25 protein-coding genes and 1 tRNA gene are annotated in these 23,669 nt (G+C 52.4%); 6 read left to right on the top strand and 20 right to left on the bottom strand.

What is annotated here, in order from left to right; genetic code table 11:
• Positions 1-176: 176 nt before the first annotated feature.
• Genes hemL through thiD form a run of 3 tightly spaced genes read right to left on the bottom strand, consistent with a single transcriptional unit; the run spans position 177 to position 2,903 of the window.
• Positions 177-1,463 carry a glutamate-1-semialdehyde 2,1-aminomutase gene (hemL, locus tag ACWWD9_RS00510; protein ID WP_455867386.1) on the bottom strand — a complete coding sequence of 429 codons (1,287 nt, stop codon included), beginning with the start codon at positions 1,461-1,463 and terminating at the stop codon, positions 177-179.
• Positions 1,460-2,086 carry a thiamine phosphate synthase gene (gene thiE / locus ACWWD9_RS00515; RefSeq protein ID WP_455867387.1) on the bottom strand — a complete coding sequence of 209 codons (627 nt, stop codon included), beginning with the start codon at positions 2,084-2,086 and terminating at the stop codon, positions 1,460-1,462. Before thiE ends, hemL begins: the two co-directional genes overlap by 4 nt.
• Complete coding sequence (thiD, locus tag ACWWD9_RS00520; RefSeq protein WP_013443502.1) at positions 2,073-2,903, bottom strand: bifunctional hydroxymethylpyrimidine kinase/phosphomethylpyrimidine kinase; 831 nt, start codon at positions 2,901-2,903, stop codon at positions 2,073-2,075. Before thiD ends, thiE begins: the two co-directional genes overlap by 14 nt.
• A 136-nt stretch (positions 2,904-3,039) precedes the next feature.
• Here thiD and ACWWD9_RS00525 point away from each other — a divergent pair, with 136 nt between their 5' ends.
• The 4 genes from ACWWD9_RS00525 to ACWWD9_RS00540 all read left to right on the top strand — a co-directional run bounded on the left by ACWWD9_RS00525 (position 3,040) and on the right by ACWWD9_RS00540 (position 6,527).
• A complete protein-coding gene (locus ACWWD9_RS00525; RefSeq protein WP_013443501.1) occupies positions 3,040-3,204 on the top strand; it encodes a rubredoxin in 165 nt (54 codons plus the stop codon).
• Between the two features lie 94 nt (positions 3,205-3,298).
• Entirely contained in the window at positions 3,299-3,595 is a 297-nt protein-coding gene (locus ACWWD9_RS00530) for a hypothetical protein (RefSeq protein WP_013443500.1), read from the top strand.
• 16 nt (positions 3,596-3,611) lie between these two features.
• On the top strand, positions 3,612-5,033 hold the full coding sequence (locus ACWWD9_RS00535) for an exonuclease domain-containing protein (RefSeq protein ID WP_455867388.1): 1,422 nt from the start codon (positions 3,612-3,614) through the stop codon (positions 5,031-5,033).
• 264 nt (positions 5,034-5,297) lie between these two features.
• A complete protein-coding gene (locus ACWWD9_RS00540; protein ID WP_455867389.1) occupies positions 5,298-6,527 on the top strand; it encodes an IS256 family transposase in 1,230 nt (409 codons plus the stop codon).
• A 372-nt stretch (positions 6,528-6,899) separates the two neighbouring features.
• Here ACWWD9_RS00540 and ACWWD9_RS00545 read toward each other — a convergent pair whose 3' ends face one another.
• Together ACWWD9_RS00545 and ACWWD9_RS00550 are read right to left on the bottom strand one after the other, a co-directional pair.
• On the bottom strand, positions 6,900-7,136 hold the full coding sequence (locus ACWWD9_RS00545; protein WP_455867390.1) for a hypothetical protein: 237 nt from the start codon (positions 7,134-7,136) through the stop codon (positions 6,900-6,902).
• A 162-nt stretch (positions 7,137-7,298) separates the two neighbouring features.
• Positions 7,299-8,372: a Fic family protein gene (locus ACWWD9_RS00550; protein WP_455867391.1), complete on the bottom strand. Its 1,074-nt coding sequence runs from the start codon at positions 8,370-8,372 to the stop codon at positions 7,299-7,301.
• A 653-nt stretch (positions 8,373-9,025) separates the two neighbouring features.
• Between ACWWD9_RS00550 and ACWWD9_RS00555 the strand changes: the two genes are divergently transcribed.
• A complete protein-coding gene (locus ACWWD9_RS00555) occupies positions 9,026-9,688 on the top strand; it encodes a recombinase family protein (RefSeq protein WP_455867392.1) in 663 nt (220 codons plus the stop codon).
• A 23-nt stretch (positions 9,689-9,711) separates the two neighbouring features.
• Positions 9,712-10,068 carry a HigA family addiction module antitoxin gene (locus ACWWD9_RS00560; RefSeq protein ID WP_455868120.1) on the top strand — a complete coding sequence of 119 codons (357 nt, stop codon included), beginning with the start codon at positions 9,712-9,714 and terminating at the stop codon, positions 10,066-10,068.
• A gap of 266 nt (positions 10,069-10,334) precedes the next feature.
• Here the strand turns inward: ACWWD9_RS00560 and ACWWD9_RS00565 are convergent, their stop codons facing one another.
• From ACWWD9_RS00565 to ACWWD9_RS00635, 15 genes are all read right to left on the bottom strand, one after another.
• On the bottom strand, positions 10,335-11,687 hold the full coding sequence (locus ACWWD9_RS00565; protein WP_455867393.1) for a tyrosine-type recombinase/integrase: 1,353 nt from the start codon (positions 11,685-11,687) through the stop codon (positions 10,335-10,337).
• A gap of 77 nt (positions 11,688-11,764) precedes the next feature.
• Positions 11,765-11,838 (bottom strand) — tRNA-Gly (locus ACWWD9_RS00570).
• Positions 11,839-11,938: 100 nt separating this feature from the next.
• The gene (locus ACWWD9_RS00575) at positions 11,939-12,466 is read right to left on the bottom strand and encodes a hypothetical protein (protein ID WP_455867394.1); all 528 of its coding nucleotides are present in this window, start codon (positions 12,464-12,466) and stop codon (positions 11,939-11,941) included.
• A gap of 16 nt (positions 12,467-12,482) precedes the next feature.
• Positions 12,483-12,689 (bottom strand): CsbD family protein, encoded by a 207-nt coding sequence (locus ACWWD9_RS00580; protein WP_013443497.1) that lies wholly within the window; start codon positions 12,687-12,689, stop codon positions 12,483-12,485.
• A gap of 159 nt (positions 12,690-12,848) precedes the next feature.
• Positions 12,849-13,952 (bottom strand): aromatic ring-hydroxylating oxygenase subunit alpha, encoded by a 1,104-nt coding sequence (locus tag ACWWD9_RS00585; protein ID WP_455867395.1) that lies wholly within the window; start codon positions 13,950-13,952, stop codon positions 12,849-12,851.
• A gap of 31 nt (positions 13,953-13,983) precedes the next feature.
• Positions 13,984-14,622: a DapH/DapD/GlmU-related protein gene (locus ACWWD9_RS00590; RefSeq protein WP_455867396.1), complete on the bottom strand. Its 639-nt coding sequence runs from the start codon at positions 14,620-14,622 to the stop codon at positions 13,984-13,986.
• On the bottom strand, positions 14,619-15,749 hold the full coding sequence (locus tag ACWWD9_RS00595) for an aromatic ring-hydroxylating oxygenase subunit alpha (protein ID WP_455867397.1): 1,131 nt from the start codon (positions 15,747-15,749) through the stop codon (positions 14,619-14,621). Before ACWWD9_RS00595 ends, ACWWD9_RS00590 begins: the two co-directional genes overlap by 4 nt.
• A gap of 28 nt (positions 15,750-15,777) precedes the next feature.
• Complete coding sequence (locus ACWWD9_RS00600; RefSeq protein ID WP_455867398.1) at positions 15,778-17,001, bottom strand: FkbM family methyltransferase; 1,224 nt, start codon at positions 16,999-17,001, stop codon at positions 15,778-15,780.
• On the bottom strand, positions 16,998-17,729 hold the full coding sequence (locus ACWWD9_RS00605; protein WP_455867399.1) for an acetyltransferase: 732 nt from the start codon (positions 17,727-17,729) through the stop codon (positions 16,998-17,000). The genes ACWWD9_RS00600 and ACWWD9_RS00605 overlap by 4 nt, the downstream gene beginning before the upstream one ends.
• Before the next feature lie 19 nt (positions 17,730-17,748).
• Positions 17,749-18,504 carry an SDR family NAD(P)-dependent oxidoreductase gene (locus ACWWD9_RS00610; protein WP_455867400.1) on the bottom strand — a complete coding sequence of 252 codons (756 nt, stop codon included), beginning with the start codon at positions 18,502-18,504 and terminating at the stop codon, positions 17,749-17,751.
• A 2-nt stretch (positions 18,505-18,506) separates the two neighbouring features.
• A complete protein-coding gene (locus ACWWD9_RS00615) occupies positions 18,507-19,277 on the bottom strand; it encodes an SDR family NAD(P)-dependent oxidoreductase (protein WP_455867401.1) in 771 nt (256 codons plus the stop codon).
• Positions 19,274-20,329, bottom strand: a complete 1,056-nt coding sequence (locus tag ACWWD9_RS00620; RefSeq protein WP_041362464.1) for a ketoacyl-ACP synthase III — start codon at positions 20,327-20,329, stop codon at positions 19,274-19,276. The genes ACWWD9_RS00615 and ACWWD9_RS00620 overlap by 4 nt, the downstream gene beginning before the upstream one ends.
• 3 nt (positions 20,330-20,332) lie before the next feature.
• Positions 20,333-20,557 (bottom strand): acyl carrier protein, encoded by a 225-nt coding sequence (locus ACWWD9_RS00625; RefSeq protein ID WP_455867402.1) that lies wholly within the window; start codon positions 20,555-20,557, stop codon positions 20,333-20,335.
• A 204-nt stretch (positions 20,558-20,761) separates the two neighbouring features.
• Entirely contained in the window at positions 20,762-21,904 is a 1,143-nt protein-coding gene (locus ACWWD9_RS00630; protein WP_455867403.1) for a DegT/DnrJ/EryC1/StrS family aminotransferase, read from the bottom strand.
• Positions 21,905-21,907: 3 nt separating this feature from the next.
• Positions 21,908-23,596: an O-linked N-acetylglucosamine transferase, SPINDLY family protein gene (locus ACWWD9_RS00635; protein WP_455867404.1), complete on the bottom strand. Its 1,689-nt coding sequence runs from the start codon at positions 23,594-23,596 to the stop codon at positions 21,908-21,910.
• Positions 23,597-23,669: the final 73 nt, after the last annotated feature.

Consider the following 23,669-nt stretch of genomic DNA (forward strand, 5'->3'; position numbering starts at 1 on the left):
GTCGCGCTAATCGAGGGGGTTCGTGGAGTTTTTTATTGGTGCTTGCTGTCCTGCGTGGCCGAAATTATCGCTGGGCCATAAAATATTTAGCGGAACCTTCAATGTTACCGTTAAAGGGTTATAAGTTCAATCACATAGGGCTAAAAAAGCATGAAACCCTATGCAGTTAAAGCGGCTTACTTTTTCCAGCTGGCAAAAATCTTTTCTGCAGCGGCAATGCTGAGGTCGATTTCCTTGTCGCCATGCGCTGCTGATACAAACCCAGCCTCAAACGCTGAAGGTGCCAGATAAACGCCCTCATCCAGCATGGCATGGAAGAAGCGGTTGAAGGCTTCTTTGTCAGACTGCATGACGTCAGCGTAGCTTTGCGGCACCTCGGCGCTGAAATACAGGCCGAACATCCCGCCCACACTTTGTGCACTAAATTCAATATCGTGCGCTTTTGCTGCATTTGCAAGGCCCTGCACAAAACGCTGGGTGCTGGCTTCCAGCGCTGAGTGGAAGCCAGGTGCCTGTATCAGTTTCAGCGTGGCCATGCCTGCAGCAACGGCCACCGGATTGCCAGATAAAGTGCCTGCCTGGTAAACCGGGCCAACAGGTGCCAGGCATTGCATGATGTCGCGTCGACCGCCGAAAGCCCCTACTGGCAGGCCGCCACCGATGACTTTGCCCAGTGTTGTCAGGTCCGGGGTAATGCCATAGCGCGCCTGTGCGCCACCCAGCGCCACGCGGAAACCGGTCATCACTTCATCAAAAATCAGCACTGCACCGTGCTGGGTACATTGCGCCCGCAATGCTTCCAGAAAACCGGCTGCCGGGGCGATCAGATTCATGTTGCCCGCGACCGGCTCTACAATCACACAAGCAATTTCGTTGCCAATCTCCGCAAACAGCTGTTCCACGGCGGCGATGTTGTTGTATTCCAGCGTCAGCGTATGCGCGGCGACTTCAGGTGGCACGCCTGCCGAGCTTGGCGTACCAAAGGTCAACAGACCGGAGCCCGCCTTCACCAGCAGGGCATCGGCATGGCCGTGATAGCAGCCTTCAAACTTGACGATCTTGCTGCGGCCCGTGAAGCCACGCGCCAGGCGAATGGCGCTCATGGTGGCTTCGGTGCCGGAGCTGACCAGCCGTAACTGCTCCATGCTGGGGACCAGCTTGCTTACCAGCTCGGCCATATCCAGCTCGCGCGCAGTTGGCGCACCAAACGACAGGCTGTCGCCAGCCGCCGTGCGCACGGCCTCGATCACTTGCGGATGGGCATGGCCCAGTACCATAGGGCCCCAGGAGCCCACATAATCCACATAGGCTTTGTCATCTTCATCCCACAGCCAGGCGCCAGCGCCGCGCTTGAAAAATACCGGCGTGCCGCCGACAGAGCGAAAAGCACGAACGGGCGAATTGACGCCGCCGGGAATGAGTTTTTGGGATTGTTCGAAGAGTTGCTGGTTACGAGAGGTCATGATGAGCTCGGTCCATTGTAAAGTCGGGAAAATTGTTGCGCGGTATGGCGGATATCGGAGGATCCCCAGAGACTGCCAATCACTGCCAGCATGTCGGCACCGGCGGCAACGGCCTGAGACGCGTTGTCCAGCGTGATGCCGCCGATGGCAACCTTGGGCACGGTCAATGCCGGATTCATATTGAACAGGCTGAGGGCCGCTTCTGGCGCCTGCGGTTTGGTTTGCGAGCTGAAACAGGCACCAAATGCGACATAGTCTGCGCCGGCCGCTTGTGCTTGCAAGGCAAGGTCAATGCGGTTGTAACAGGAGGCGCCCAGCAGCTTGTTGCCGATGCGCTGGCGCGTGGCTGCGATATCGCCATCGGTACCGCCGATATGCACCCCATCGGCATCCAGCGCCAGGCATAACTTGACGTGATCATTGATGATCAGGGGTACGCCATGCTGCCTGCAGATGGCGAGCAAGGCTTGCGCCTGCGCAATGCGCAGCACGTGTCCAGCCTGTTTGTTGCGGTATTGCACCAGCGTCGCACCGCCGAGAATAGCCTCGGTGACTATCTCGCAGAGGCGCTCCGTATCGTCCAGGTCCGGGGTGACAGCGTACAGCCCTTTAATTGGCGTCATCCTCTTCATCCCTTGCCCAGAACATGCGATCAGGAATGTATTGGCCCATGCCTGGACGGAATCCGTATTTCAGGGTTTTCCAGGTGTATTCCTGTGCTTCCAGAATGGCTTCTTCAATGGACAAGCCATGGGCGATGCACGCCGCAATCGCGGAAGTCAGGGTGCAGCCGGAGCCATGGTAGCTGCCTGGCAGGCGTTCCCAGTTATAGGCCTTGATCAGGCCGCTTTCGCCGTACAGCGTATTGATGACTTCCTGTGAACGCTCGTGGGTGCCGGTGATCAGCACGTATTCGCATCCCATGCCGAGCAGGCGGTCGGCGCTTTCATCCAGCGAGGCATGTTCGATGGCATCGGAATCATCATCATGAAATGCCAGGCGACGTGCTTCCAGGCTATTCGGCGTAATCATGGTGGCCTGGGGGAACAGCAGGTCTATCATCGCTGCCTGCATTTCTTCGTTTGCCAGTTCATCGCCACGGCCAGAGGATAAAACCGGGTCGATCAACAATGGAACATCCGGGTAATCAGCGACGATTTCGGCAATGACGGCGACATTTTCCACGCTACCCAGCATGCCGATTTTAAAGGCGGAAACCTGCATGTCTTCCAGGATGGTGCGCGCCTGATCATTGACCCAGTCGGCATCAAACATCATGACATTTTCGACGCCCACGGTATCCTGTACAGTAATTGCTGTTACAACAGAAAGCGGGTGGCAGCCTATGCTGGCCAATGTCAGCAGATCAGCCTGCAAGCCTGCGCCACTGCTGGGATCGGTAGCGGCAAAGGTCATCACGGTAGGGGGCATCAGATTCATGGTGTTGGTTCCGGGTGTTGACCGTATCAAGGTGGGCGGTGAGATGCTTAGAGGCGCTGACAGAGCGCTGGTTCTGCTATCAAGAATGCTATTTTAACTTAAATTACCCGCTAACAATAAACGAGGAGAAAAGCCCATGAAAACATGGATGTGCAATATTTGCGGCTGGCTGTACGAAGAAGAAAAAGGCTGTCCGGAAGATGGCATTCCGCCCGGCACACGCTGGGAAGACGTGCCCCCCAACTGGACGTGCCCGGAATGCGGCGCCCGCAAGGAAGACTTCGACATGATCGAAATCTGAGCATGCTGAACTGGCCTGTGCTGGTGAAATCTCATTGCCACCACTGTTCACCAGCCGCTACGCTAGCCGTGGTGGGGCATATGCGCAATCTTTCATGACCGATATACAAAACAGCTTTCAGCTGGAGTTTGTTGCTTATTTTTCCATGCATCTGGAAAACATCCACTTGCAGATAACCGGCAGCAAAGACACCAGGCAACGCGACCGCTACATGCAGCTGATCGAGATGATCAACCAGGCGCCGTTTGATGTGGCTTTGCAAAAATACCAGCAAATTGCCCTGGCGGATGCCGACATCACCATGTTTTCAGACTCGATGATCAAAACCGCCAAACGCCTCGCCTGCCAGGAGCTGGGCTTGCCCGAGACTTCTGCCGACCGTATTGAATAAGGATTAGCTTGCCCGGATGTTACCTGCTTACGTATTGCTCGACCTGGAAACCACTGGCGCCACGCCGCTGGTGGACCGTATCACCGAAATCGCCCTCATCCGTTTTGAAAACGGCCAGGAAGTCAGCCGCTGGCAAACGCTGGTGAATCCCGAGACCGCCATTCCGCCGTTTATTCAACGCTTGACCGGCATAGACGATGGCATGGTGGCAACCGCTCCGCACTTCAGGGAAGTGGCAGGTGAGCTGCTCGACCATCTCGAAGGTGCCGTGCTTTGTGCGCACAATGTCCGCTTTGATCACGGCTTCCTTAAAAATGAATTCAAGCGCATTGGCATAGACCTGCGGCAAAAAGTGCTGTGCACGGTCAAGCTGTCGCGCAAACTTTATCCGCAACACCGCAGCCACAGTCTGGATAGCATCATCGAACGCCACTCCCTGCAATGCGGCGCCCGCCATCGCGCCATGGGCGATGTTGTGGCGCTGGTGGATTTTCTTCGTGCAGCGGAAGCGGAACTGGGGCCCGTTGTCATCGCGCAAGCCGCGCGCGAGTTGCTCAAAGGCCATACCCTGCCCAGCGGGATTGACGCCAGCATCCTGGACGATATTCCCGAAGGCCCCGGCGTTTATCTGTTTTATGGCGATAACCAGCTGCCTTTGTACATCGGCAAAAGCATCAATATACGCAGTCGGGTGCTCTCGCATTTCAGTGGTGATCATGCCTCCACCAAGGAGATGCGCATCTCGCAAGAGGTCAAGCATATTGAGTGGATAGAAACCGCAGGTGAGTTTGGTGCCCTGATGTTGGAGTCGCGTCTGGTAAAAGAACGCCAGCCCATCTACAACCGTCGGTTACGTCGGGAGCGTCAGCTATGCTCCTGGCGACTGGCAGCCAGTCATGACGCCAGGCCCCTGCTTACGCTGGTACGTGAAGAAGAAATTGATCCGCCAGAGCTCGGGCAACTGTTTGGCACCTTTCGCAGCAAGCGCCAAGCGGTAGAGGTGTTGCGGCAGATTGCCGAGAACCATGCCCTCTGCCCCAAAGTGCTGGGTCTGGAAAGCGGCAAAGGCCCCTGCTTTGCCCACCAGCTCCGCAAATGCAAAGGGGTATGCGCAGGCAAGGAAGCGGCAGAACTGCATTACCTACGTCTGCAGCAGGCGCTTGCCGCGCACCGCATGAAAATCTGGCCCTACCCGGGCAAGATCGGCATTCATGAGCGAAATCCCCTCACAGGGCAAAGCCAGCTGCATGTGTTTGAGCATTGGTGTGCGCTGGGTAGCGTTGACGATGAAGCCAGCCTGCACAGTCTCGCCAGCTCAAATGCAGATCTGATGTTTGATCTGGATACTTACAAGCTTCTGCTGAGAGAGCTGGCCAAAGCCACTGCCAATATCAAATGCCTGGTGACAGGCACAACCATGGTGTCTTCAAGCGTGTAGTCGAGGGAATATTGGGTGGGGCAGCAGCCCGCTGTTCTGGCATGCGAGGGGCAAAAAATCTGGAGCGGGCGACGGGAATCGAACCCGCGTATCGAGCTTCATCTAACTCATTGACCCTATTGATCTTGTGAGAGGCAATTTAATAAATGTGTGCCATACAAGTGGCACACATTGAATTTATCATGCTGGATAACAGGGGTGTAAAAATTTTTGTGTAAACGGTCATTTGGCAGTTATCTGCCGCTACCTTAGCTAGGAGTGAAAATGACCGACTCATCTAAAGCAATACCCATGGAAATCGTCGATGGGGTGTTCTCAAAATATCAGAGGCCCGAAGATCTCACTGGTGAAAACGGCCTGATCAAGCAACTGACCAAAGCGCTTGTGGAACGTGTGCTGGAAACAGAAATGGCGGAACACTTAGGGCATGCCAAAAACGAAACTGTCAGCAATCCCACGGGTAATACGCGGAATGGAAAATCCAAAAAAACGCTCAAAGGTGACTTTGGTGAAATGGACATTTACGTTCCTCGTGACCGGGAAGGTAGCTTCGAGCCTCAACTCATCCCCAAATATAAAACCAGGTTCACCAATTTCGACGAGCAGATCATTGCGCTCTACGCCCGAGGGATGACTACCCGTCAAATCCAGAGCTACCTGGAAGAAATGTATGGTGCCGACGTCTCGCCAACGCTTATTTCAAACGTAACAGATGCCGTTAACGATGAGGTCAAGGCCTGGCAGCAGCGACCCTTGGATGAGGTTTACCCTATCGTCTACATGGATTGCATTCACGTAAAAATCCGTGATACCGGCAGTGTTCGAGCTAAGGCCGTCTACTTGGCAATAGGTATCAACATGGAGGGCGAAAAGGAAATGCTGGGTATCTGGATCGCACAGACCGAGGGCGCCAAGTTCTGGCTGCAGGTGGTGACGGAGCTCAAGAACCGCGGAGTTCAGGATATTTTCATTGCTTGTGTGGATGGACTGAAAGGTTTCCCGGAGGCCATTGAAGCTGTATTTCCCCAGACAGCCGTCCAGCTATGCATCGTCCATATGGTTCGCTATAGCATGAATTACGTTCATTGGAAGCTACGGAAAGAGGTGGCCGCGGATCTAAAGCGCATTTATCAGTCGGCCACCCTAGCGGAGGCAGAGGAGTGCTTAACCGCATTCGAAAAGAAATGGGATGCCACCTACCCTCCGATAGCGCAATCATGGCGGCGTAACTGGTATCGCATTACCCCATTCTTTGATTACCCTCCAGAGATTCGCCGCGTCATTTATACGACCAATGCCATCGAATCCGTTAACATGAGCCTACGAAGAATCATCAAGCACCGTGGGTCGTTTCCGAATGATGAGTCTTTGATAAAACTGTTCTATTTGGCATTGAACAATATCAGTCAAAACTGGGATATGCCAATACGGGACTGGAAGAGTGCATTGAACCGATTTAGTATTCAGTTCGAGAGCCGAATGCCGAATCTGTAAATTCTGGCCGTTTACACAAAACTCAATATCCTCCCAATATACGGTATTCCGTGGCAGCATGAGCGCTTAATTTATCAAGCCTGAAGACAAGGGTAAATGTCGGAGTTGTCTTAAATTTATTGAGCCGGATTCCGGCATTGAGGCGCTAATGACAGATGAACTTATAAATGCATGGGACCGTTGCCGCGGCAGCGATTAACGCTTTAATTCGCGAGGGTGCTCAAAGCGAAGCATTAGTAATCTTTGCGTGAATGTGGCCATATTGGCTGACTCAATGATGATTGAGCGTGCAAAACGTCAAAATCTCGATTCTTTAATATACCGAAATTGAACGTGCAATCGACGCATAAACTAGGCTTGGACTGACTTAAATTACCAAGAAATATAGAAAGATTCGAAACTCCCATCAGTCCAGCTATACCCAAGGGGTATAAGCATTTCTCTAAGTTCCTCTCGGGTGTATTCTTCTGGAAGAGCCATGTCCATGCAGTCGAGAGAGTGGCCTCCCATCAATGCTGATGCTTCAATCTGGAGAAACAAAGGCCTCCACTTCAAGATTCCTTCGGATTTTGTTTTTGCAAGTAGATTTGCCTCTTCTGCTGATAACATTATTTACTCCTTCTTTCGGGAGGAAAGTTACCAAAGTAAGTTCAGGGAATAGCGATTTCAGCGGTGTAATCCTCAAAAGCTGATCTTGCCCTAACGGCGGTCGATACAGGTGGTCATCTTTGGAGACATAAGAATTATGGGTTCTTACTAGGGCATTATTCCTTAGCGAGGGGTTCTTTTAAGAATTTCGCTCAAAGCTACATTAACATAATAATTATATCTCCCGATCTTGTGCTTTTGCACAAAACCCGCCTCGACTAAAGCCTCAATGTATTTTGTTGCAGTCAGACGAGAAACCTTTAAGTCACGTTGTATAAATTCGATTTTGGTGTATGGGTGTGTAAACAAATTATTGATCAGATCCTGACTGTAGAACTTGAATCCAGCGCGAATGCGATGCTTATAATCGAAGAGGGCGTCTTTTATTGCCTGCACAGTAATGATGGTCTCTGCGGCGGTCTGGTCTACTGCGTCAAGCATATAAAGCACCCAGTCTTCCCAGGCATCATGATCCCGAACTGCTTGTAACAGCCGATAATATTCACTCTTTGTGCGCACTATATGACTGCTTAGATATAGCACTGGCACTTCTAGCAGATTTTCCTTGACGAGATACAGCACATTCAAAATTCGACCAGTGCGCCCATTGCCATCATAGAAAGGATGGATGCTTTCAAATTGATGATGCAATAGGGCCATTTTGATCAGTGGATCAGCTGGAAATAGCTCATCGTCATTTATAAATCGTTCCAAATCCCGCATAAGCTCAATGATTATGTTGGGGTCTTGCGGCGGTGAATACACTACTTCGCCCGCTCCATTTCTTAATGAGGTGCCGGGCAATCTGCGAAAACCGGCATTTGTTTGCTCTAGTTCTGCCTGGATTTCGATAATGTGATTCGCGGATATCAGACCAGTTTGCCGCACCTGGTCATAGCCTAACCGGAGTGCTTGCCGATAACGTTGGACTTCCTTTGCGGCGAGATTTGTAACAGCTTCCGGTAGCACCTCATTTTTGAAAATCTCATCCTGAGTAGTAACAATATTCTCGATTTCTGAGCTGTCTTTAGCTTCCTGCATGCCCAATGCATTAATGAGGATGCCCTGATTGGGAATTGCGGCTGCGATGCCTTTCAACTCCGCCAGCTTGCGGCTGCTACTTGCCAGCTTCTTGAGAATCGCAGGGGTATCGAAGCGCCCGGCATCTAGTTGTTCGAGGGGTCTGATGGGATGCATCCTTCAAAAATTTCTTCTGTATAGAAATAACGATTTTTTATACATTCTAAACCTGGTATGTATAAAAGTGAGCAATTTCTATAGGTGAGAAAATATACACGTATAGAAAATGTTATATATCGTAAGTTGACCTGGACTGAGAAATAGAGCATCCCGCAGGGTGCGGGGATGTGTAGGCTTTAGGAAACGTGAGTGTAGCCAGAAATGGCAAAGCTTTTCTAGGTGTTATTGCTTCAGGTGGGAGAAGCCAAAACAACTCCTAACCGGGGCGTATAAGCGCCTCGGTTAGTTGTTAGGCTTCCCGCACCTGCTTCAGTATGGGATTTCATCTCTTCTTCAGTATGCTGCATTTTGTGTTGGTATTGAATGATCTGAAGATCCGCCACTCATTCTCATACCTCACTAGCCCGGCTGCTGCAAACTCCTTTTAGAGTCAACTCCGCCTGTGGACACTGCGCTAGATTGCTTCCTGTGCCCCGCCCTTTCGAGCTTTACGACCACGCCGGAACGTATGTTTCACCGATAGCATGCATGGAAGGTTACCAACTCATTATAGTCAGGTTGTGGCTTCATTTATTCCTTGTTTTTTCATGGAGGCATTATATCATGACTACATATTAAACGTTGGTTTAGATATGTAGTCATGGATGAGTATGCAAATTATTAGTTACATCAGAGTAAGCACCGCGCGGCAAGGAGCCTCAGGACTTGGACTGGAGGCCCAGCAGGATGCGGTTAAGAGTTTCATGAGGTCACGGAATGCGACACTTTTGGATGAATTTTTAGAGATTGAAACAGGTAAGGGTTCTGATGCCCTATCAAAACGTCCTCAACTTAAAGCTGCACTCGCGGCATGTCGAAAAAATAATGCCACGTTGATTATTGCCAAGCTGGACCGGCTTGCCAGAAATGTGCACTTTGTTTCGGGCTTAATGGAGTCTAAAGTCCGGTTTGTGGCATGTGATATGCCAGAGGCTAACGAGCTTACGATTCATGTCATGGCTGCCTTTGCAGAATACGAAGCAAAAAGAATCAGCCAACGAACAAAGGAAGCTTTAGCTATCGCCAAAAAAAGAGGTGTTAAATTGGGAACAGCCGGGCCACAGAATCTGCGCTCAAATGTGGAGGAGAGAAGAAGAGCTGCTGAAGCCTTTGCTCAGAAAGTAAAACCTCTTTTTGATAATATGTTGGCTCGGCAACTCAGCCAGAGAAAAATGGCAGAAGAACTGAACAATATTGGTGTCCCGGCCCCTAGAGGGGGAATCTGGCGCTTAGGGCAGGTGCAACGAGTGATGGCTAAGCACTCTAGCGAATGACCTACTTGAATTATGGGAGTGCTATGAGGAAATACCTTAAACCTATACATCCCGGTTTCATATTGCGGCATGAGTTCATGAGGCCGTGTGGGCTGTCCCCTAGGGCTCTTGCCGATGAGATAGGGGTTTCACCTCATGAAGTTGATGAGATATTGATTGGCCGCATTTTAATCAACCCCGATATTTCTAAACGATTGGATGAACTCTTCAGTATGTCTGAAGGATTCTTTGCCCGCCTTCAGGATAATTTTATGCAAGGCATGAATTTATATGCTCAAAGAATGGAAAGCCAAATCTCGGCTATAACAGTTAGGAAATACCCCCAACGGCATAGATTGAGGCGCCATTGGGTTATCTCTCTTTTACCGGTAACTAGGTAAAAGCCTAAATTTCCCTAACAGTTGAGTTAGCTAATTGCATATCGAAGTATAAGAAATTTTTATAAATTTCTCGGAAAAATTTCTCACGTATGGTTTGGGGTGGAATGCTTAATTTCTAGGACTTCATTACAGCATCAAAAGGTATGCATTTACCTTGCATTTACCTTGCATTTACCTTGCATTTACCTTGCATTTACCTTGCATTTACCTTGCATTTACCTTGCATTTAGTATTTTAACTATATGAAATATAAAGATTTTACCAATTTACTTCGTTAAGTATTGGACCAATTCAATATTTTCCTTAAGTATAGTCATTTCGTAATCCTTACCGTATCGAGTATATGTAATGTTCCCCGAGTTGTGACCCAAAAGTGCGGCAGTGAAAACTTCAGGAACATTTTTTCGTTTTAAAACGGTAGCAAAGGTATGACGGAAACAATGCAATGATTTACCTGCTCCTTTGGGGCCTAGAGTGTTTTTAATTTTTCTATTTGCGCGCTTTCCTAAGTTTTTCCCCAAGCGGCCGTCGCGAATAGTTTCATTTGGGAACATTACATTAACCTTCTTGGCTTTCAATTCATCTATATAATCTATTAATCCTGCGGAAATTAAGAAGCTGTGGACAGGGATTTTTCTAATAGATGTAAGATTTTTCAATGACTTGCCATCATTTTGGTTTATATCAAAAATCCAAATCCCATTCTCCTCTCTAATATCATTTAGAGGATCAAGTTGGGCTATTTCTTCAAGCCGCATCCCAGAATAGGCGGCTATGAGTATGACCCAATAGACTGAGAGATCTTTTGCTTTAGCCGTCAAATCCATACTTTGAAGTAGAGTTACTACCTCATCCGTATGGAACTCTTCCCTTTCCTCAGAAGCTTTTTTCTTTCGCCGATGCCTTAAACCCTCAGTCTCGACTTTGGCATGGCCGTATTCACTTAAATAAGTAGTTAGCCAAGTGCTAAATTTGCTTAATGATGATAAATATCCATTAATAGTATTTTCAGATCTCGGTTTTATCGTTTTATATGTTTTCAACGCATTTGCAAACTTTACCGCTGCTGATTGATTCAAGTCTGAAATGGGCAAAGACTCCCCAATAATTTCCATCAGGAGATTTAAGGAGTCTCGATTTTTTCTAACCGTAGCTATTTTGTCTTTGCGTCTTGTGATCTCATCAGGATGTAAAAATAACTCAATAGATTCCTTGAGAGTGATTTTCTTTGTCTTTGGAGATATAGGACCTCTCTCTGAGAGAGCTGAAATCCTACCTTGAAGCATTGCTCTTTTGAGTTCATTAAGTTTTGCTTCGCTTTCAAGCTCCGCGATACGATCATCTTTGAGAGAGAGTAGTTTTGCTCGGACCAAGCTCATTAAGCGATCATTATCAGAAGCGGGCGAAAGCGTTGTCATAGGCATCTCCAAGTAATTAAATAAATTATCTAGCTCCAAGCTAAGCCATCTCGATTTCATTATAGCCATCGGACGACTAACTTCTCTTGTGCTGATACGGATTTCATTGGAGGGGAACCATTGGAGAAGGTTCTGTGGGACGCGACGACGGAAAATATAAATCCGATGCTTGGACAAGCGGAGATAGGAAGGTAATTTCATGTGTGTGCCACTCCGGTGTGCCACTACACAAGAAAAACTAGAGAATAGGTCTTAGAAACAATCTCTTAAAAAGAGACTGGAGCGGGCGACGGGAATCGAACCCGCGTATCGAGCTTGGGAAGCTAGCGTTCTACCATTGAACTACGCCCGCATGGGGTCGTATTCTAAATGGCGGGCTGGTGTCGTTGCAAACGAATCCTGCATATTTATTGGCTGGGCTCACGCTTGGCGTGTATTCGATGATAATGGACTCAGCTTTTGCCGTAGCGTTTTTTTGCCTGTTCGCGACAGGCATTCTGTTCATTGCCACTCAAGGCTGAACATTTCTTGAGGGCATCATCCAGCTGGGCTTCGGTGCGGTTGTCAGGCATGCGTTCGGCGGCGATGGCGGTAAATGCACTGTCGCGCTCACCCCTCGCCTTGCGGATGCATACGCGCTTGGTGTCCTCTTCTATCATGCCTTGGCAGGTTTGCTTGGCGACGTTGTAATTGGACTCTGCTTTTTCCTGCTCGGCTTCTATCCAGGCCGCCTGGCTGCCTTTGAACTGTGCTTCCAGCTCGGCGAGCTGAATATTGCGGTTGGCCCGCGCCTGCTCAAGGCAGACTTCGCTGTCATTGCCACTCACATGGTCACACAGGGCTTTCTCCTGCTGATAAGTCTCCTGCACGCGCACTTTGCCCGCTTCATAGTTGGGTTTGCTGATGGGGGCCGCATGGGCGACCGCGCCAATCAGCAACAGGAGCAGGCTGGCATGGCGAATCAGATGATGAGTCTGCATGCACGCTCCTTACGGCTTAATGCCAGGTAGAGTCCCGGCTAAAGCTTTCAATCTGTTTTTCGGCTTCTTCCTTGGAAATACCGTAAAGCTCCTGCAACTTGCCTGACAGCATTTCGCGGTTGCCCTTGATCTGTTCAAACTGGTCGTCGGTGAGCTTGCCCCACTGCTGACGCACCTTACCCTTCAGTTGTTTCCAGTTACCTTCTACTTGGTCCCAGTTCATGCTGATCTCCTTTGCTTTTAATGAGAGAGGAATACTGCTTGGTGAGTGTTCAGATTAGAGGGCGGGAGCGCAGGGAGGTAGTCGGAGCGGACTGAATTAATTGTCGGAGAATCCTTACATAGCCTGCCTGGGGCCTGGCAGGCCGCTACAGCACCAGTGTTATTCGAGTGGTTGCAAGCGCGCGTATGTCTTACGAAAATCGGAAACCCGCTGTTCTATGATCTCGCCAGGGATGGATGGGCGTGTAGCCTGTGCCGACCCTTGCTGGGTGCGCTCACATGCCAGCTTGTCTTCCTGAAAGATAAGATGGGTGAAGTGTATGTTTTCCTTCATGATGGACTGCATGATGATTTTGCCGCGTGGCGTTTGATTATCGAATTTGGCAGAAAATATCTTGGAATAGACGGTGGTGGAGTCAACGCCATTCGGGCGGAAATGCTGGACGTGAAAACTGTATCCCAGAAAAGAGGTAACGGTCAGATTGGGAAATACCAGTCTATGTACGTAGTGCTCGAACATAAAAGGCCATTGGCCTATGTCTTTCTGGTAGCGCGACCAGCGTTCCAGCCACTTCTTATTCGCCTTGTTATTGACGGAGCTGTGACCGGTGGGCGGCATAAATTCCAGCGAGTCTTCAGTCTCCTGGCTGAACTGTATTTCGGTGGCTTTTGCTAGACTGGAGCGATGCACCAGGGGCACGTGATATCCCTCCAGGGAGTTTTCGATCACGATTTTCCAGTTCGCCTGAATATGGGATTCGTGGGTATCAATACATTGATCGAGCCCCGCCGATACCTTGGTCAGGAAATCATAGGCATCCCCCAGAAACGTGGGCAGGTCGGACTCTCCGGGGTTCATGCGCACGAACACAAAATCCCCCGCCTTTGCTACTTCCAGTTTTTGCAGATTGAAGGCCTGAGGATTGGCGGTAACGGCAGGAAACGCTTTTTTGCATGGAATGCCGACCGGGGTGCCCTCTGCGTTGTAGTGCCAGCCATGGTATGGGCAGGTCAATGGCCGATTGCCACAGGGGGTGTCATGGATGATGGAATGCCGGTGGCTGCAGACATTGATAAAGGCATGCAGATCGCCATGAAGATTCTGAATGATCACATCACGCCCGGCCAGATTTACCCGCACGAAATCGTTGTGCACTGCCAGCTCATGCGTCAATCCCGCATATAGCCATTGCTGGGCGAAAAGCTCGGCTTGCTCGCGGGCAAAAATGGCAGGATCGCAATAGATGTGAGGGGCATTTGTCATGGGAGCGATTAGCGTGTCGAAAAAGGCGTCATTATTTTTGGAAAAAATAGACCGGGGACCGAAAGCGCGCATCCAGGAACACGGCGTTGGGGGGCGATGCCGTCAGCGTGGTTGGATAATGGATGGTGGACCATGCGGGTAACACCACGCCGGGGCCAATGACGACGCCCTGAGCCAAGGTGCAGTTTTTCCCTATGGAGGCGCCTTCTGAAATGACGCTCTGCGCGCCTATCCAGCATGAGCTGCCAATCTTGGCATCCGCATCAATCTGGGCTCCCTGCATAATCCAGGCATTGGCGCCTATATTGGCGGGGGCGAGAACGCGTGCGCCATGGTCAATGAAGACATTTTCGCGCAGCTTCACGCCATCTGCGATTGACGCCGTGGAGCTGCAGATGGCCGCAATCGCGTAGCCCATCCGTTTGACATCCATATAAGCCGCCAGCCGTTGCTGGTTGAGATGCTGCTCATCCCCGGCAATAAAGGCACTGACGTCTTGCTTGTCGAAGGCCGGCAGTGTGGCCAGGGTATACAGCGGGATGCCATGTCGCGTTGCCGTGGTGGCATTCGCGACCACGATACCCACGATGTCGTATAAAGCCGCGTGCTTTATTTCATGGACAAGGCGGGCGAGTGAGGCACTTTCACCAAAAATCAGCAGTTTTTTCATCGGGCAGGGGTGGGCTCGGAGGCGCCTGTCTGGGCCAGATAGGCAGCATGAAAATCAAGAATGCCCGTTTCATAAGCCCCGTGGATGAAATCACTATCGCTGGACGCCAGATTGCGCTGCAAAGCTTCCAAGCACTCGATGTCTTCCTGCAAAACGGTCATGTCACTCAGCAAATGCTCCCACAGCACCACCGGCTTGTGCGGGAAGTCTGCCAGTGGGCGGGTGAGTGCCACCATCATGTGCATTTCTGTTTTGTCAGCAGCGAGTGGGTTATAGGTTTGAATCGCAAACGAGGTGCCATCCACGATCATGAGGTTGACATTGGGGAACAGATGGAAGGTCTGGTAGCGCCCCTTGCTATCCAGATGCGTGACCAGAGTCTGCCAGTCCAGTTCGGGGGCGGACTGCATGGCAATGCCGCCTATGGTGGTGGCTTGCGGCAAACTGGCGTTCTGCGACTGGTAAATGGCGTCCTTGCCCTGAATGGACGGGTCACTGGGAATATCGACCCGAAAATGCTTGGGAAAGGTGGATTTATGCAGGCAGGGCACATGCAAGGCATCCTTGATATTTTCCATGCCGGTTTTCCAGTTGAAGTCCCCTTCATACCGCGTGTAAATGAACGCAGAATCCATTTGCCCGGTATAGGTTTCCAGCAGAGATACGGTATGCGCATCAAACTGCTCTTCCATCGGCAAGGGGTCTTCACTGAGATTGACGAAAATCAGGCTGCCAATCACTTTTACCGGGTATTGCGCGAGCCGTATGTCTTGCGTTTCCTCCGCGGCAAAATTGAATACCTTGTGATCTTTGTGCGTATGCGTAAGCTGGCCATCCTGGTTATAACACCAGTGATGGTAAGGGCACACCAGGCCGCGGTTGCCAAACTCTTCTGACTGTATGCGTGCCATGCGATGACGGCAGATATTGGAAAACGCCCGTATCACCCCGCCATGGTTTTGCAGCACGACAGGCTTGCCAGCGAGGGTGAGCGTTCGATAATCAAGATGCTTTTGCAGCATGGGGGTAACGCCAGCCAGTAGCCACAGACGATTGAAAATCGTCTTTAGCTCCGTGTCGAACCATGCTTTCGACGTGTAATGCTGTGGGCTTAATAAGGGGCGCATGCTGGCACGATATCCTCTTGAGGCAAGATCACACGCCGTAGATGCATAACACGCCCGGCTCCAGCGACTGGTGACGGAGCGATAACTGGTAATCCAGCCCGGTTTCTTCTATGTACTTGAGCAGATCAGGGAAATCGGTCGCCTTGTGATAGGCAGATACGGTCAGGGTCGGCCGGTTTTTCAAAATCAGCTGGTTAGCGCCGTGCAGGGCTTCCAGTTCAGCCCCCTCAATTTCGAGGCGCAAGTGGGTCAGCTCGTCCAGCATATCGTCCAGGCGGCACACATGCAGGCCAAAGCCGGAGGAAGACGCCTGATCGGTGATGGTGACACCAGAGTCATAACCTTCTGCATACAGATAGGCATTGCGATCAAACACGCCGAGCTCATGGCAGTAAATTGGCTTGGCGCCATGACGTGCCGTGTAGTTGGCGATATTGTTGGAGAGATTGATAAAGTTGGTGTGGTCGGGCTCAAAGGCGTGTACTGCCTTGAATTGGTGTTTAACCCGCTCGGCAAAAATCAGGACTTCCTGACCATCATGTGAGCCGCAGTCGGCATAGACGGTCTGTGCATTCAACTTGAGATCAATGTCAGGCGAAAAGTAACGCTGGCGATAATCACCACAGTGGAAAGCAAAATACTGGTGATTCATGCTGATGAAGGCGGCGAGCGTGTAGTAGTAGGTCTGCAGCGAAAGATCATCGACCCAGTGGCGTTCCAGCGCCAGGAACTCATCAAAGCGCTCCAGCATGACATCCGCATGCAGGCGATAAGAGCCACCCGCGGCTTCCAGCCCCGGTGCATTGAGGAATTGCTCAACGCGCAATACGGTAAAGCCCGCTTGCTTGAGCCGGACTTTGTAGCGGATGCCCGGATACCAGGTGCAGGTGCGGTCAACAATCAGGCAGCCTTTGTATGCTCCCGGATTGGCAAAAAAAGTATCGGCGGTCAGCTGGGTATATCCGGCGATATGCGGATTTTGCAGGTTGTCCTTGTCATCCACATCATGCACCAAGGCTTCAATGCGCCCCCCTTTCAGGCGCACCGCCGCTTCAATCTGGTCCAGCTGCTGGCAAAAGCCCAGGCCGCGGGTACTGAAGACAATCACGCGCAATTCGGCGGTATTGTTAATCAGTTCCCCTGCCGTTTCCGGGAAGTAGGCATGCCGGTCTTCCTGGCAACGGGCATGGATCTTCAGCAGGTTATCGCGGGCCAGCTGGGTGGCGTTATCGGGTTTTGGTAATGCGCTCATAGGGCTTTGCTTTCGCTATTGGTTTCCGGTTTCCAGTCGAATCGATGGGCTGGATTTCCGATAACCGTGGTATTGGCAGAAACATGTTTGAAGACAACACTGCCCGCCGCGACGACGGCATTTTCCCCTATACGGGATTTGGCAGTAACGACCGAGCCTGGGTGAATGCGGGCGCCGCTGGCAATGCTTACATTCCCTGCAATCAGGCAGTGGGCGCCGATTTCCACCCAGTCGGCCACCTCGGTATCGTGGGCAATCGCGGTGTAGCTGCTGACGGTCACATGCTGGCCGATGCGGCTATCCGGCGACAAACTGGCATAAGGGCCGATGATGCTGCCTTTGCCAATCGCGGCAAAGGTGGAGACTGCTGCCAGCGGATGGACCAGCCGTATAAATTGTGCGCCTTTTTCAATCAGGGGTTCCGTATATTTTCGACGATCCGCCGGGTTGCCTATGGCGCACAAAAAGACATCGTCTGCTTCTGGCACATAACTCAAGGGATCCCCCAGCACCGGGTAATCACGCCGGTAACGCAGCCGTTTTTCTTCCGTATAGTCCATGGCGTCAGGCAATTCTGCCGCGTGGGTTGCAAAGCCATCCAGAATGCCGGGGCGGTTATCCAGAAAGCCTTTGATCACCCAGTCCAGCTGGTGGGATGGATTATCAATGGCCATCATCAATACTTCTCTACCAAACCCACTGGCGCCAATAATGATTAAATTTTTCATGCGCTAGGTCAGCTCATCATCAGTGGGTGATCCCGCCATCCATGATCAGCGTGGTACCGGTGATCCAGCGACTGGCAGGCGAGAGGAAGAAAATGGCGGCATTGGCGACATCTTCCGGCGTCCCCAGACCCAGAGGATGAATGGCCCGCTGCTGATCCAGCCATTCGCCAGTAGGCATATTGGCGCCGGAACCATGCAGCATGGGGGTTTCTACCAGGTCGGGTGCCAGGCAGTTCACCCGGATGCCGCGTTTGGCGGTTTCCAGTGCCAGGCAACGGGCGGCGGCAATCAGGGCGGCCTTGGTGCCGGCATAAATACTGGTGCCGTGTACGCCTCGCACGGCTGCTGTGGAAGACATGAAGATAACGGCGCCATCCTTGTTGATCTTGTTCTTCGCCAGCAGCTGGTTGGTGAGCAATTGCGGCGTGAACACATTGATGTTGTAGAGGCGCTCTATGAATTCGCGTTTGGCCATGCGGGCTGGCATGGGGATGGAAATACCGGTGCAATGCACCACGCCGTCGATGTTGCCAGCCTGCTCGACGGTGGCGGTGATGGCGTCATCAGTGGTCAAGTCGCCGAGTATGGTGACGTGACCGCTGCCTGCCAGTTGGCTCAGGGTTTCCTGCAGGCGTTCCGGATTTCTGCCACAGATAATCAGGGTAGCGCCAGCCGCTGCACAGGAAATGGCAATCTGTCGGCCCAGGCCTGATGAGGCGCCGGTGACCAGAATGCGTTTGTTCGCCATGGAAAAAGGATTGTTGATCTGGGTCATGATTATTGGGCACTAATCTGGCAAGTCAGGCCGCCATCTACATACAGGGTGGCGCGCGTAATCCAGCGCGAAGCCGGGGCGAGCAGGAACACGGCGCTGTTGGCGACATCTTCCGGCACGCCTTTTCCCAAGGGTGGTTCGGTCACGGTGGCCATGCTGCCGCCCATGCCTTGTTCAGCCAGGCGTTTCAGCATGGGCGTTTCAATGTAGCTCACCGCCATGTAGTTCACGCGTATCTGTTGTTTTGGCCCCACTTCCAGAGCAAGGGCACGCCCTGCTGGACGCAATGCAGCCTTGCTGGCGGAGTAGACACTGGACCCTTTGGTGCCGATATGGGCAGCAATAGAGCCTATGAAAACGATGGAGCCTTCTTGGGCAATTTGTTTCTTGGCCAGTAATTGCTGGGTAAGAAGCAAGGGCGCATCCAGATTGATGCTGAAGTCGCGGTGGATGAAGTCTTCATCAATCTGGCGAAAGAGTCGCACCGCAGCCGTGCCTGCACTATGTACCAGGCCATCAATCACGCCCGCCTGGCTTACCAAGGCTGCACGCTGCTCGGCGCTGGTAAGGTCAGCTGCCACGCAGATATGCCCTTCACCCGTCATGGCGGCGCGGGTTTCTTCCAGGCGTGCGCTATCGCGTCCGGTGAGCACTACCTGGGCGCCAGCGGCGGCGACGCCAATCGCCACGGCTTGTCCTAGTCCGGACGAAGCGCCTGTGACCAATACCCGCTTACCATGCAGGCTGAATGCTTCAAGGTTGAGTTCGCTCATATTTCAATCAAGGGTGGAAGATAAGCGTTCTCAATGTTCAGAATGCAGGATGCCCAGGATAATCCTACGCCAAACCCAGACAGCAAGAGGCGCTGAGGGCCTTGGGCCAGTGCTTCTTGCAGGCGCGTGTTGATGGTGACCGGAATCGATGCCGAACTGGTGTTGCCAAAATCCTTGAGCGACATGGGGACTTTTTCGGCTGGCAGGCCCAGTTTTTTGCGTATGGTTTCGTTGATCATGCGGTTGGCCTGATGGAAAACAAAATAATCAATGTCTTCCAGGCTGAATGGCGAGAATTCAACCAGCTGTGCAACCGAGACAGGTACTTCGCGTATCGAGAAATTGAGAATGGAGGGGCCATCCAGAATCACGTCAGTGCCCTTGCGCGAGATACCATCGGCACCGGGCAGGCGCTCCAGATGGTGCGGCTGTATGGGCACGCGTTGACCACCCGCTTCGATAATGATGGCTTTATGGCCGCTGCCATCGCTCCCCATATTGAAATACATGGGTTGCGCGGTTTCATCAAACTCAAGGGCGGTGGCGGTGGCAGCATCGCCAAACAGCGAGAGCAGGCCGTTGTCCAGCGACAGCGGGTTGGAGGATTTATCGCCCACCAGCATGATGCCGCGTTTCAAGCCATGGGCAGACAGCATGGAGCCCAGGGTAAACAGTCCATAAGCGTATCCTGAGCATCCCAGGTTGATATCAAATGCGATGGTGCTATGTGGCAGGCCAAGCTTGTCCTGCAGAATGATCGCCGTGGCCGGAATCGGATAATCCGGCGATTGTGTCACCACAATCAGGGCGTCAATCGATGACTTTTCCCACCCCAGGCCGGCAATCAGTTTTTCAGCAGCGACCAGGGCCAAATCGGAAAATACCACGCCCTCCAGGCAAACCCGACGGGTTTCTATCCCAATATTGCGAACCAGGCGTTCACGTTCAGAGCGTTGCTCCGGCGGACAATCCTGCACATTGGAGAAAGCACGTTCCGGGACACACGTGGTAAGTCCACGGTAGCGGACATTGTGGAGGACGGATTGAGCCATGGCTTAGGCAACCAATTTATAAATATCGGTGATGGTCTGGCAGCTGGAAAGATCATTGCCGGTGATGGTTTTTTTGTATTCCATATCGCACATCACGATTACCCCCAGCGCTGCGAGCGAATCCCATTCGGGCAAGGTTTCCAGTCTGGTATCTGCCGATACCTCGACAGGCTCCTGAAAATCCACTGCTTCATTGAATTTTTCGATGAATGTTTCAATTGTGCTCATAGCGACCTTTATACGATTTATAGAGTGAGAAGGAAGAGTCTGAATTTATTGTCGTCTTTAAATTTGTTATCGACAATATACCGGATTTATTTAGGGGTATTTGAGCGGGTGCCTTGTGGAACGTGCCTTTGAAGGCCATGCCCGTCGACGCAAAGCGTTCGGTTTCATGAAAACCCTGGCCGTGGATGCGCTTGATTGGCAGGCTCATGCGGTCACCGCCATGGCCACATGCTGGCTCACTTCTGCCATTTGCCCCTTGGTCAGCATGGGGAAAAATGGCAGGCCAATCAGGTCTGCACTTACCGCTTCTGCCGTGGGGGTGGGCAGGTGCACAATCGGGCCCACCTTGGCCGCATGCTGATGCAACAAGGGTTGATACCAGCGTCGGGTGCTGATCCTGCTGGCGGCGCATAGCTGCTCAAGCTTGCTGCGACGCCCACTGCTCCCCAGCCGCACGCTGAACGTCGTGGGAGCGGCGGGAGCTGGCCCCTGTTGCCAGATCAATGCATCACCGCACGTTTGTTGCAGGGTTTGCCGGTATTGCAGAAACACGGCATGCCGCAGGTCCGCCTGCGCTTGCCAGCTATTCAGGCTGGCAAGCCCGACTGCTGCGTGATATTCGGATAGTTTGGCATTGGTGCCGGCGTAACTGAGGTGGCCCACCGGATGATCCGTATCCGGACTGAGATTAATGCCGAAATTGCTCAATTCCTTGATCATGCGGCGCTGACCGGTTTGGCCCGTCACCACAAAGCCGCCTTCCCCTGCCGCCAGCGATTTAGTGGCATGCATGCTGAAAACGACCGGAATATCCACCGCCTCTACCCATTGTGAGCCATAGGCCGCTGCCGCATCGATAATCACCCGTACGCCATGGCGCTGCTGCCATGCACTCCAGGCTCGCGTGTCCTGCGCCTGGCCGAAGGTCGCCACCGCAATGACCGCCTGACAATTGCTTTCCCGCATGCAGTCGTCCGCAATGTCTGGGGTCAATAACCAGTTGTCAGGATCAATATCGCAAATCACCGGCAGATGGCCCGCGCGCAAAATGGCGGTCAAGGTGGCGACAAAGGTGAGCGCCGGCACCAGCACACGTGACCCCGGCGGTAACTCCAGGCTGCTCAGTGCCAGCTCAAGTCCCGCGGTTGCGTTGCTGACGGTCACCACCTCAAGGGGCAGCGATGCGTGGGTGGAATAGTCTGTCGCCAGGCGTTGTTCCAGCTCTTGTACCAAGGGACCAAAATTGGAGTAGTGGCGGCTAAGATCTATCCTGTCCAGAAAGGGTTGCAGTGCCAGCCGGTCGGGCAGTTGGGGAACCAGTAATGGGATGCCTTGGGGATGGGACATGCATTATCCTTTGGCAGGGCTGCCACTGGCCCGCAAGGCCGCCATTTTTTCTTCCTGCGCGGGGGTCGCCACCTGAAAGTCCTGAAACAGGTGTTCACCCAGCAGGTAGTTATGCCAAAGCCTGCTATAGGCTGTTTCCAGCTCGGTGCAGCGTGTCTGGTAATCCATCAATACACTGCCCAGCATGCGCGCGCGAATAACGCTTCGCATGGATGCAAGCTGCTCGGGGTCATCCAGTAATCTCAGTATGATCTCGATATAGTCGTCATCGCTTTGGGCGATCCAGTCGCTGAACCCCAGGCCGGTCAGTGTGCATGCCGTGGCGGAAGAGACTGCTTCGTCTGCATCCAGCGTTACCACCGGCAAGCCCATCCAGAGTGTATGCAGGGTGGTGGTGCCACCTGACACCGGCGAAGTATCCAGCGCCACATCTACCAGGCTCCCACGTTCCATGAACTCATCCAGCGGTACCATGGGTGAGACGATAATCCGATCCAGCGGCATATCCAGCTCGACCAGACGTGGCTCTATGGTGTGGATAGCATCGTCGATGCTGTTTTCCTGCACATGCAGCAGAAGCTGGATGTCAGGGCGTCGTTCCATGATGCGTTTCCATAATCGCAGCATGTGATCGGTGACTTTACGCGAGCTGTTGAGACAGCCGATGGTGGGCGGATTGCCCTGCAGCATGGGTGGAATTTCCACCAAAGGGGCATGGGCTGGCGGAATATAGCTGGCCATGCATGCCAGGCGATACAGCTTTTCCAGATAATAGGATTCATGCCCAATCGGATCCGCACTGTAATCCGTCAGGCGGTAATCCATGGCCTGCATGCCCAGCGTGCCGCCCATATAACCCAGCCAGGTTACCTGCACAGGTGCGGCGCGGCGGGCGAATACGTAGAGGCGGTGACCGTAAGTATGGCCGGAGAGGTCAACCAGCACATCGATCTGCAGGGCCCGTATCCGTTTGAACAAGGCATCGTCGTCCAGCTTGGACACATCATGCCAGTGTGGCACCAGAGACTTCAGGTGGGCGGTGGTGTCGTCCTCCTGCACCGCGGTGGAGAACACATGCACTTCCACTTGTGACGGGTCATGATGCCGGAAGACGGGCTCCATGAAAAAAGCGATGGCATGGTCGCGCATGTCGCCGGATACATAGCCTACTTTCAGCACGCGATCCGGGTTGCGGTTATTCAGCAGTGGCGGGCTCTGACGGGCCAGTGGGTCGGCAAAGCGCTGGCCCCAGGCCTGGTAAAGCTGGCGCTTGCGTTCGGGGTCGGGCTGGCTGATGGAGTAGATATTGGCGCGGTCTATGGCGTAGGTCGCGTTATCCGGCTGCATCTCTACCGCCTGATCAATAAAGGCGCGGGCTTCTTCCAGCTTGCCCAGGTAAAAATACGAAATCGCCAGGCCGTAAATGGCATCCACATTGTGCGGATCCATGCCCAGCACAAATTCCATGGTCTCGCGCGCTTGCTGGTATTTCATGGTACGCAGGAATATCTTGCCGATACGCACCCAGGTGGGGACTTGATTGCCGTCGAGGGAGAGCGAGGCGGTGTATTTGCTCAAGGCCTCAAAATAGTCCTGTCTCGCTTCAGCGTTGAGCGCTTCCTGAAATAATGCGGCAGACTTCGAAGAGGGCGATTGAGACACGTTGATGTTTGGGCCTTGGTCTGTTGTCATGAAGGAGCGTGCGATGCGCCCCAACTCTGGCGAAGACTATATCCTTGGGGATATAGCGTCAAGCCAATTACTC

Source organism: Methylovorus sp. SPW-M1 (genome assembly GCF_053848825.1).